Consider the following 9,989-nt stretch of genomic DNA (forward strand, 5'->3'; position numbering starts at 1 on the left):
CAAACCCTTTCAAATGGCAAGATACGACTACACAAGACATCTTCGCGGGCAAAAGAGTAGTTGTCTTCTCACTCCCTGGTGCCTTTACACCTACCTGCTCTACCAGCCATCTCCCCGGCTATGATGCGGCTTATGAGGAGATCAAATCGCTGGGTGTTGATGAAGTATATTGTGTATCCGTCAATGATGCTTTCGTGATGTTCCAATGGGGCAAAAACATGGAAGTGAAGAACGTCAAGCTATTACCCGACGGTAACGGTGAATTTAGCCGCAAAATCGGCATGTTGGTCGAAAAATCAAACTTAGGTTTTGGAATGCGGTCTTGGCGTTATTCGATGGTCGTCAATGACGGCAAAGTCGAGCAAGCATTCATCGAAGCTGGTTACAGCGACAACTGTGAAACCGATCCTTTTGAAGTTTCTGATGTTAACACGATGTTGAATTATTTGAAAAATTCTAAGGGTTAGTTAATGTTGTCGGTTGGGTGGAGTAACGTCAAACCCAACTGTTCGATCGATCGCTGGTGCTGCGGAGATCTCTACCCCACCCCAGCCCTCCCCGAATATGCGCGGATGCAACCACGCGGAGGTTCCCTCCGCGCTGGGCGGGTGACCCGCCTAGCGATGTGTTGCACCAAGCAGGGGAGGGAGCAAGAGCAAGAAAAGCCCCCCCTTATAAAGGGGGGTTGGGGGGGTAACACCATCTCAGTCGAAGTCTATTAAGCTTATATATACACCGTAATAAGTGCAGCTACATCTCCACATTTTGGGCAAGTAAGGATATACAGAATATGAGTTATGATTTTGACCTATTCGTAATTGGTGGCGGTTCCGGCGGGATTGCTACGGCACGACGTGCCGCAGAATATGGTGCTAAGGTAGGTGTTGCTGAATATAGCAAACTCGGCGGTACCTGTGTCAATCGCGGCTGTATTCCCAAGAAGTTGATGGTGTATGCGTCCCACTTTCCCGAACTATTCACTGATGCGGAAGGTTATGGCTGGAGTGCGGTCGAGAGTCAGTTAGACTGGCCGAAGATGATTGGTGCGATCGATAATGAGTTATTGCGGCTCAATGGGATTTATCAGACGATGCTAGATAAATCCAAGGTAGAAGTGATTCCTGCACGGGCGAAGTTTATCGACAATCATACGCTGCAAGTGGGCGATCGGACGGTGACTGCGGAGAGAATTTTGATTGCAGTCGGCGGACATCCCGTGCGTCCCGATATTCCCGGGATCGAACACGCCCTGATCTCCGATGACATGTTTTATTTACCCACTCAACCGAAGAAGATCGTTATCTTAGGTGCGGGTTATATTGGGTGCGAGTTTGCTTGCATTATGAATGGATTGGGGACGGAAGTGACCCAGATTATTCGCCCCGATCTGATTTTACGGAGTTTCGATCGCGACTTGCGATCGGCGGTGCAGGAAGGAATGACCCATCATGGCATCAAGATTATTAATAATGCCTGCGATCTATCTTTGGAAAAAACCGATAATGGCGTTAGTGTCACGGTGACAACTAAAGATGGACAGCAAACAATTCTCGCCGACGCCGTGAGTCTAGCCGCATTGGGACGCCGACCGAATACAGCCGATTTAGGACTAGAAAATACGAATGTCAAGACCCAAAATGGGGCGGTCTTGGTAGATGCAAATAGCCAGACAAATGTAGAGAATATCTACGCCGTCGGCGACTGTACCGATGAGGTTCAGCTTACACCAGTCGCTGTCAACGAAGGTCGCGCATTTGCCGATACAGTGTTTGGCAACAAACCCCGTGTCATGAACTATGCAGATATCCCCACGGCGATCTTTACCACTCCCGAGGCTGCAACTGTCGGGCTAACCGAAGAAGAAGCCCGCGAAATGCACGGTGATAATATCAAAGTTTATCGGAGCAACTTTCGTCCGATGTACTATGTCCTACCCAATAAACAGGATCGTACCCTGATGAAACTGGTAGTAGACACTAAAACCGATCGAGTCTTGGGCGCGCACATGGTCGGAGATCATGCGGCAGAAATCATCCAAGGCGTAGCGATTGCGGTCAAAATGGGCGCAAAGAAAGCAGATTTTGATGCCACTGTGGGGATTCATCCCAGCTCGGCTGAAGAATTTGTCACGATGCGCTAATTAGTCGATCTCCAGTGGCTTAGAGTGGAGACCATCGCTCGATGGTCTCCACTCCGATCTGAGAGCGTTAGCCTGTCATTTGGGCTGTGGCGGTAGTACGATCGATCCGCAAGTAGCTATCTTTGCGGAGTTTGTGCCTGAGATACTCGGATTTAAGCCAATTGGATGAGATTGTCTGGGTTGATTCACCAGAAAACCTAGTTAGCGCAGCAAAGTAGCTCTGCTGTCGCTCTGGGTAAGTAGAAAGATAGGTCTGTGCGAGCTTTACAAAGTCAGCAGGCATGAGGTCACTAAATATTGTTGCATGAATATTATCATAGGTAAGTGACTCTGGCGCATATCAATTTTATTACATTCGATCTCGGCTCTGCATCAAGATTTGGGGCAACAAAGACACCTGACTTGGTACGGTAATCCGATCCTGTCAAGCGCGATCGGTCTGTGTGGTTTTTAGCGATCGAAGCCCAGATGATACTTAGACTGGCAAGGCGCTCTTTTTCGATAGTAAATGAATTACAATCTCGCTCCATAACCGTAAATTTAGGGGCAGGTCGATATGTGTCTAGATCGCAATTTAGTTACCAAGATGTTGAATCCGACGGCAAATTAAAAGCCTGTATCGATTTTGCGCCGATTGTTAGGAGTAGATTTCTGCGAGCGGGGGAAAGCTTTTTGCTCCCAGTTACCAAGATTGACATCGAATTTTGGCGAGCTATTTGTCGCACTTTCATTAATCGAACTACTGCCATCAGCCGCAAAACTAAACATTTTTTGGATGACCGCATCAGGATTGCGGGCATTTTCGGGACTGAGTGTAAATAGTAAGTTCTTACGAGTACATTTATTGCTATTCGATCGCAATGCACAAATTACGGCTTGAGAATTTACTGTGCCAGTCGCTATTTGTAAATCTTTAAAAGTACCACCATTGATATTTGCGGCTTGCTGGAGACGTTCTGAGACGATCTGGCAGCGTTTTTCTGGGGTGAACTCTCGACCGAAACCACTGTAGTTCCAGGTCAACATTGTTGCTTGGCGATCGCCTTTTTGAACGACAGTTGTGAGATTCTGACAACTAACTCTCAGACCAGCATTGGCAATATTTCCATCTTGCGGCGCATTATTGTTCGGTGTTTCTGTGACGCGAAGCTCGGCTTGATTATTGACAATTGGTGGGAGTTGGGCTGAGGCAACTTGGGACAGCAGCGATCCAATTGTCGAAATTGCGATCGGGAGTAAAATTTGAGTGATGGTTGTCGGTTTCATGGATTCTCGATCGATATTAAAAAATATAAATATTAGAACTGTTCACATCTTACAGCAGTACATAAAACTGATAGAAATATACTCCTAAATACTATTCACTATCCACTATCCACTATCCACTATTCACTATCCACTATCCACTATTCACTATTCACTATCCACTATCCACTATCCACTATTCACTAGAACACCAGTAACTCTGTTTTGATGCAAGATGTGAAACTATTAAAAGCCGCGCTCGCTATTACTATTCGACACTCTGGTTTGCTGAGTATTTTGAGTAGTTTGCACGCTAGAGCTATTGCGAATTAACTGTTTTCGGGCGCTATCATAGCTATAATAACCTGGGTTGATATCGGCACTGGGCTGAATGCAAACTGTATCGGTAGTAATCCCATTGATAAAGACTAATCCGGGCGCACAAGCAATCCGCGTGACACCCCATTGGTTGAGTACGGGCGCTACTCTGTCTGTATTTTGACTAGCCTCGATCCGGAGTTTCTCTTTGGCAATATCTGCATCCGCCGCAATCTTGGCTTTTTTGACTTCAGCATCGGCATTGATTTGAGCCGAACGACTGGGTGGATTAATCAAGCTATTAATCAGTGACACGCCCACAGTGATGAGATCTGGTGCCCGATCCTGTTGAGCGAGTAAAGTCTTGTTGGGTGTGGGATTTAGGTTTGCCGTTGGCTGAGTGGCGCTGTAGGCTGGCGAGCCAGCGATGAGGAGCGTTGAGAGGACGAGCAAGCTAAGTTTTCGTGTGTACATGTGTGTGATTTTCCCCCAGTAATCCGTGCATATTTTCGATCTACACTATTTTCAGATCGGTTTCCGCATTTATTGACATAGAGACTTAAATTATGGCTGTCGATCGCGTATTATCGCTACCGATAAATAGCTGAGTTGTTACTGGAAAAAAGGTGCGGTACTAAAGTCTAGGCGATTGCCCTTGTAAATTGCTTTCGGTGCCCTTTGTCTGTAACCTGGGAAGATGCCCGCCATCGGTACTTTATTCTCGATCGATACCTATGCTCGATAGTTCAACCTTAATCGCTCGATGGACAGATATTCAACTGATTGCCACTGATGTTGACGGTACGCTCACGAGTAATGGCAAATTTACACCTGCATTATTGCAAGCGATCGACAGGCTGACTGCTAAGGGGATCCAGTTATTATTAGTAACGGGGAGATCCGCTGGCTGGGTGAGTGCTGTCAATAATTATCTCCCAGTAGCCGGGGCAATCGCCGAAAATGGTGGTGTCTATTTCGATCGCAATTTTAGTGGCTTCGATTTTCTGACGCGGCTTGAGAGTATCGAAACCCATCGCGCCGAGTTGGCGGAACGGTTTTGGGAGTTGCAAGCGCGTTATCCCCAAATCGAGGAATCTAGCGACAATCAGTTTCGGATTACTGATTGGACATTTGATGTGGCTGGCTTGACGGATGTCGAGTTAGGAGAAATTGATACTCAATGTCAACAATGGGGTTATAGTTTTACCTTTAGTACGGTACAATGTCATCTCAAACCGCTGCACCAAGATAAAGGTGCGGCGATTTTAGCTGTGATCGATCGCTATTTTCCTCAGCTTAAACCGAGCCAAATAATTACTGTCGGCGATAGTCCTAATGATGCGAGTATGTTCGATCGAGCCTTATTTCCGCATTCGGTTGGGGTTGCCAATATTCAACATTACAGTACCCAATTAGCCCATCATCCTCAGTATGTGACTCAGTTGTCAGAAGTCGCCGGATTTTGTGAGTTGGTAGATTTACTGGGGGCTTAACGAGAGCAAGGGGTCTGCTTGGTGCAACACATTCGCCAGGGATCCTCCGCCTGAAAAGCATCCGCTGCAAGGTTGCGCTCAATCTGGAGGTTCCCTCCGTGACGAGCGCATCCGCTGCTTGGTGGAACGCTATTCACGAGGGAACCTCAGCAAAGGTTCCATCCGCTAAATTCCTATCCTAAAAACTCAATTATTAATTATTAATTATTAATTATTAATTAATTCAAGGAACCTTTAAGTTACACTCTACGTCAGTCCGGGCAGTGCAGTCAATTAATATTAACAATGAGTTTTCCTTTCACTAAGAATTCGCCGATCGCGACAGTAATTCTCTCAGTTGCGATCGTGGCAATTGCACCTGCATATGCAGACACTAATTCCAAAATTCAACCTCAAATCCAAACCAATTACAATCAAATTAATGCCGCCTTTATCCGCCGAGATATTCAAGGTGCCACAGCTCTATTCACTCCAGACTATGTGAGCATCAACCCTGAAGGTGAAAAACAAACCCTAGCTCAGTTTCGCGAGCATTATAGCAATTTGTTTACGCGTTTCAATATCAAATTAACATCTAATAAAGCGACAATTAAAACAATTGCTGTTAATAGTAGCGGTTTAGATGTCGCGATCGAGCAAAAGACCGTAGGCACGATCGCTGGCTTTAATAAAATCATTATCGATCAAACATCTCGCGACTCTTGGCTCAAGACTCCCCAAGGCTGGCGATTGAAGCAAAGCAAGATCCTCACTAGTCAAACGACATTTAATGGTAAAACTTTTAAAAGTTAGTTTCGATTTGTATTCGCTCGCCCGCGCTCAGTTAATCTTGAATGAATTCACGATCGTCATCGCAGTATCTAAAAATTGGTAGTAGCGATCGGGTGTAGCTCTATAGGTAATAATATAAGCTCTGCCGCGCTCGATCGTCCAAACTTCCAGATTTTTGACTGCTAAGGAATTTTCATCTCGACCCGTATATACGATTAAATTTCCCGGTCGATTGGCTACAGTTATCGGGCTAGATTCGACGATTTTGGCAGCTCGATCGTACTTAGAAATTTCGGCGATCGTCGATTGAGTATAACTAGCCAGACTAGTCTGTGGATTTGTTAAATTTTCTACCCTAATCGAGATATTTTCGCGGTTTTTACTAGCTTTATTCTGAATTAGATTGGTGAAGATTACCTGCTCTCCCGTAACGATGTTAGCTAAATCCTGTTGCTGCCAAGTAGTCGGATATTTGACTTCGATCCGGGCTGTTTTATTAGTATAGTTTTGCCAACCGCTGCTATTAGTAACGAGCTGAGGCGGATTGGGAGTCGCAACGACTGTTGAGGCGGCTAGCTGTGGTTTATTGGTTGAAGTCAAGAAGAATCTAAGAGTGCTAAATCCAACTACTAACGCACCGATAGCAGCACCCAATAATAAATAAGGTTTGGAGCGGTTACTCGCGGGTATTTGGGTGAGCGCAAAGGCATGAAGTGCCTGCAATACTTCATCTGCGGATTGATAACGATTGCGGTAATCGGGACGCACCATCCTATTGATGATTTCTACTAGCTTTAAGTCAATTTTGACTTCATCTCGCCATTTTATTTCATAACTGTGGCTATCTTTTTCGAGCGGATATCTACCAGTCAGCGCCTGAATTGCGATCGCACCAACTGCATAAATATCGCTAGTCAATTTAGGAATATTTTGCTCTTGTTCGTAAGGTACATAACTCGGATCGTTAAGATTGCGAGCCTCATTTTCAGGTATTTGCCAGGTACTGCCCAAATCTTTTAGACAACTATAGCCAATTAAATAAAATTTGCCATTATCGCGATGTCTAATAATATTGTGAGGATTGATGTCTTGGTGGATATATTTGAAACTATGGAAAAATTTCAAAATCTCCATCAACTCTACTAAGAAGTCAAACGTTTGGGTTTGACTCCAAATCGCACCTGGAGTCAATTGGGCACTGAGCGGTTCGCCGTCGATATATTCGCGGACTAGATAGCGATTGCCATCCACTTCAAATTTAGTAATCAGAGTAGGGATTTGGGGATGTTTTCCGAGTTGATGAGCGATCGAGCATTGAATACCAAATAGCTGTTCGGTTAGAGATGGTACCCGAACGTTGTCAATGTAATCTATTCTTTTGATTACATAAAACTGTGAGTCAATTAAATCTAAATCTTTGACTAAATAAGTAGCTCCAGATTTACCGATGCCCAGAACTTTAACTATTTGATAATGAGAGTGAAGGATCGTACCTAACATATAGTGATAATGAGTTAAATCTGGTAAATGCGACTGAGCGGATGAAAGTCAGGCTTGGTGTCTGCCCTACCGAAAGTTGCTAGTTGGAACTCGACTTTTAGCTGCGATCGATGACTTGAGCAACGCCGTAAAAATCGGCCGGCTATTGCGATTTTGACTTACGATTGCCCATTTTGCTTCCGCTATTGTGATGAAATTAACTTAATTGCAGTCGCAGCCGATTCTTCAGCAGCCTACGCACGATCGGGTCGAAAATGATGCGATTGAGCAAAGCTCACACTTCGTGAACGCGAGCGCATTTTGCCTCATACATTTAGCTGATTCTACACTTCTAAATTCAGTACATATGCGGTGTTCTACTAATGAGAATAACTTCTAACTATGTCTATAATAGTTGATAAATTAGCGAGAGTCTCGATCGCGATGCTAAATCCCTAGTACCTAGCGACCGAGCCAACTATTTTATCTAGACACCATGTTGAGAATACTCCCCTGGCTCCGTAACTGTTCGGGTGTTTTACTCGTGAGTACGCTCCTAACAATCGAATCGCAATGGTTGCAGCCCAGTCAAGCGCAATCCACCCGCAAATTTAGCTGTGAATTATTGAGTGGAGCGCCCACGACGGTAGTGAAAACTGTGCGCGGTAGCATCCCGATGATCCACTGGGTTAAGTCGTTTACCGGACGATATAACAATCGCAACCAGCGCTGTCATGAAGTATCCAGTAGACTCGATCGCTTCAATCGCGATGGTAAGTTAAAATTTGTCCGGACTGGCAATGTCAATACATATCCCGTCCTCTGTGTTGATGAGGGCATTAGTGGCAATACTTGCCCCAAAAATAACGTCTTGGTAACTCTTCCCAAAGGTACCGACTCGGCGGTAGTACTTCAACAACTGCTCGACTTACGGGCACGGGCTTCCGGACGCATCGTGCAGCTCAGCGGCACGCAATTAGTGCGCTATCGTAATGGTGATGCTTATGTTAGTATCGCTCGACTATTAGGTGATTAGGTAAACTCACAAAATTAGTAGTGAATAGTGAATAGTGAATAGTTTTGGTACTTAGAAGTAAGTGTTGAGGGGGCTTACTCAGTTCTTGTATACTGGTGTAAGCGATCGATCCTAAACATAGGAACTCCAAGCTGGCACAATATCTGTACCTATTTTGCGGTTTCATCGGGCAACATTAACGAATGCCATCGCGCCAACATCAGCTTACTCCTTGGGTCGTGAATCTGGCAATACTCGGCACTGCGGCGGTATTTATCAGCCGGATTCTGTGGCAAATATTGCGCCCCAATGTCAGCGATATTGCCAAACAGATCGCCGTGAGGATCGATGGTGCTAATACTGGCTCTGGCGTCATCATCGAACACCGAGAAGATCGATATCTGGTGTTGACTAATTGGCATGTAGTCAACGTCGAGCAGCTACCGATTGGTACTAAATCATTTAAAATAACCACTAGCGACGGGCGTCAGCATTCACTCTCACCGCGCCAGATCTCCAGAATTGGCAAGCTAGATTTAGCTATTTTAGAATTCCAGAGTCGCTACCGCTATCCAGTCGCCAGCATCGGCAATTCTGACAGATTACAGGAGGGTGAAACTGTCTATGTGTCAGGGTGGGCAGATCCTAGCCCTCAATTACCGACTAGAGTATATCAATTTTTGGTCGGCAATCTCTCAGGAAGGATAGATCGACCGCAGGATGGTTATGCTCTAGTATATACAGTGAACGCCCTCCCAGGGATGAGTGGCGGCCCCGTACTCGACAGTCGCGGCAATTTAGTCGGTATCAATGGACGCGCGACAGTCGATTTACGCACTGGGACGGTGAATGCAGTACTGGGAATCGATATCAATCGCTATCTTCGCGCTAGTGGCAAGTTAGGCAGGTAGATGGGAGATGGTAGTGGATAGTGGATAGTGGATGACAAAGTTTTTCAAAGTGGGATAATTGAGATTGTCTTGTTTATGGCGATCGCGATCGTGAGAATAGTGCTGTATTTTAAAATAATTAACTATCATCTCCTATCTCCTATCTCCCATCTCCCATCTCCCATCTCTCATCTAGTAATGAATTTAGATAACCCAACCAAGCAAATTTCCTTAAATTTAGTTGCGATCTGTATATTTGGGATGACTATTTCCAGCTTAGTCACACCACTATTACACATTTCTTCGACAGTACCAATTTTAATTATTTTTGCGATCGTAGTGGGCACGACAATCGATAATTTTTTCCTCAAAAGTATCGGTGCTACCCTATTTTTAGATGCACTTGCGGGCACTAAGTCAGCATATCGCCAACGGATTATCAATCATGAAGCCGGACATTTTTTAGTTGCTTATTTACTAGACATTCCGGTTACTGGATATACGCTGAGTGCGTGGGAATCTGTCAAAGCCGGACAATCGGCGCAGGGTGGAGTAATGTTTGCCGCACCACCTGTGGATATTTCCAGTCAGTTGCTCCAGAGTTATTGTACGGTATGGATGGCGGGTATTACTGCTGA

The 9,989-nt window shown here is 45.2% G+C and carries 10 protein-coding genes and 1 pseudogene; 7 read left to right on the plus strand and 4 right to left on the minus strand.

The window, feature by feature from the left end; all coding sequences use genetic code 11:
* Both RMO35_RS05290 and gorA read left to right on the plus strand, forming a co-directional pair.
* A partial coding sequence (locus RMO35_RS05290; protein ID WP_309739087.1) for a peroxiredoxin occupies positions 1 to 467 on the plus strand: 467 nt, incomplete at its 5' end.
* Between the two features lie 323 nt (positions 468 to 790).
* The gene (gene gorA, locus RMO35_RS05295) at positions 791 to 2,140 is read left to right on the plus strand and encodes a glutathione-disulfide reductase (protein WP_309739088.1); all 1,350 of its coding nucleotides are present in this window, start codon (positions 791 to 793) and stop codon (positions 2,138 to 2,140) included.
* A 67-nt stretch (positions 2,141 to 2,207) separates the two neighbouring features.
* On the opposite strand, the gene RMO35_RS05300 is transcribed toward gorA, so the two are convergent.
* The 3 genes from RMO35_RS05300 to RMO35_RS05310 all read right to left on the minus strand — a co-directional run bounded on the left by RMO35_RS05300 (position 2,208) and on the right by RMO35_RS05310 (position 4,177).
* Positions 2,208 to 2,423: a hypothetical protein gene (locus tag RMO35_RS05300; RefSeq protein WP_309739090.1), complete on the minus strand. Its 216-nt coding sequence runs from the start codon at positions 2,421 to 2,423 to the stop codon at positions 2,208 to 2,210.
* A gap of 323 nt (positions 2,424 to 2,746) precedes the next feature.
* Positions 2,747 to 3,406, minus strand: coding sequence for a COP23 domain-containing protein (locus RMO35_RS05305; RefSeq protein ID WP_309739091.1), 660 nt, complete (start codon positions 3,404 to 3,406; stop codon positions 2,747 to 2,749).
* Positions 3,407 to 3,631: 225 nt separating this feature from the next.
* Positions 3,632 to 4,177, minus strand: coding sequence for a hypothetical protein (locus tag RMO35_RS05310; RefSeq protein ID WP_309739092.1), 546 nt, complete (start codon positions 4,175 to 4,177; stop codon positions 3,632 to 3,634).
* A gap of 260 nt (positions 4,178 to 4,437) precedes the next feature.
* Between RMO35_RS05310 and RMO35_RS05315 the strand changes: the two genes are divergently transcribed.
* Together RMO35_RS05315 and RMO35_RS05320 are read left to right on the plus strand one after the other, a co-directional pair.
* Positions 4,438 to 5,196, plus strand: coding sequence for an HAD family hydrolase (locus tag RMO35_RS05315; protein WP_309739093.1), 759 nt, complete (start codon positions 4,438 to 4,440; stop codon positions 5,194 to 5,196).
* Between the two features lie 285 nt (positions 5,197 to 5,481).
* A complete protein-coding gene (locus RMO35_RS05320; RefSeq protein ID WP_309739094.1) occupies positions 5,482 to 5,988 on the plus strand; it encodes a nuclear transport factor 2 family protein in 507 nt (168 codons plus the stop codon).
* A gap of 27 nt (positions 5,989 to 6,015) precedes the next feature.
* On the opposite strand, the gene RMO35_RS05325 is transcribed toward RMO35_RS05320, so the two are convergent.
* Positions 6,016 to 7,467, minus strand: a complete 1,452-nt coding sequence (locus RMO35_RS05325) for a protein kinase domain-containing protein (protein ID WP_309739095.1) — start codon at positions 7,465 to 7,467, stop codon at positions 6,016 to 6,018.
* Positions 7,468 to 7,942: 475 nt separating this feature from the next.
* Between RMO35_RS05325 and RMO35_RS05330 the strand changes: the two genes are divergently transcribed.
* The 3 genes and pseudogenes from RMO35_RS05330 to RMO35_RS05340 all read left to right on the plus strand — a co-directional run.
* Positions 7,943 to 8,482, plus strand: coding sequence for a COP23 domain-containing protein (locus tag RMO35_RS05330; protein WP_309739096.1), 540 nt, complete (start codon positions 7,943 to 7,945; stop codon positions 8,480 to 8,482).
* A gap of 182 nt (positions 8,483 to 8,664) precedes the next feature.
* Positions 8,665 to 9,372 (plus strand): serine protease, encoded by a 708-nt coding sequence (locus RMO35_RS05335; protein WP_309739097.1) that lies wholly within the window; start codon positions 8,665 to 8,667, stop codon positions 9,370 to 9,372.
* Positions 9,373 to 9,549: 177 nt separating this feature from the next.
* Positions 9,550 to 9,989: pseudogene (locus RMO35_RS05340) on the plus strand (ATP-dependent Zn protease); the annotation flags it as partial.

The sequence above is a fragment of the Chamaesiphon sp. OTE_20_metabat_361 genome (genome assembly GCF_031364565.1).

Bases quoted from the DNA above. Each gene is read 5' to 3' on its own strand.
- gorA (WP_309739088.1), top strand. From the start codon at position 791: ATGAGTTATGATTTTGACCTATTCGTAATTGGTGGCGGTTCCGGCGGG.
- RMO35_RS05300 (WP_309739090.1), bottom strand. From the start codon at position 2,423: ATGCCTGCTGACTTTGTAAAGCTCGCACAGACCTATCTTTCTACTTAC.
- RMO35_RS05305 (WP_309739091.1), bottom strand. From the start codon at position 3,406: ATGAAACCGACAACCATCACTCAAATTTTACTCCCGATCGCAATTTCG.
- RMO35_RS05310 (WP_309739092.1), bottom strand. From the start codon at position 4,177: ATGTACACACGAAAACTTAGCTTGCTCGTCCTCTCAACGCTCCTCATC.
- RMO35_RS05315 (WP_309739093.1), top strand. From the start codon at position 4,438: ATGCTCGATAGTTCAACCTTAATCGCTCGATGGACAGATATTCAACTG.
- RMO35_RS05320 (WP_309739094.1), top strand. From the start codon at position 5,482: ATGAGTTTTCCTTTCACTAAGAATTCGCCGATCGCGACAGTAATTCTC.
- RMO35_RS05325 (WP_309739095.1), bottom strand. From the start codon at position 7,467: ATGTTAGGTACGATCCTTCACTCTCATTATCAAATAGTTAAAGTTCTG.
- RMO35_RS05330 (WP_309739096.1), top strand. From the start codon at position 7,943: ATGTTGAGAATACTCCCCTGGCTCCGTAACTGTTCGGGTGTTTTACTC.
- RMO35_RS05335 (WP_309739097.1), top strand. From the start codon at position 8,665: ATGCCATCGCGCCAACATCAGCTTACTCCTTGGGTCGTGAATCTGGCA.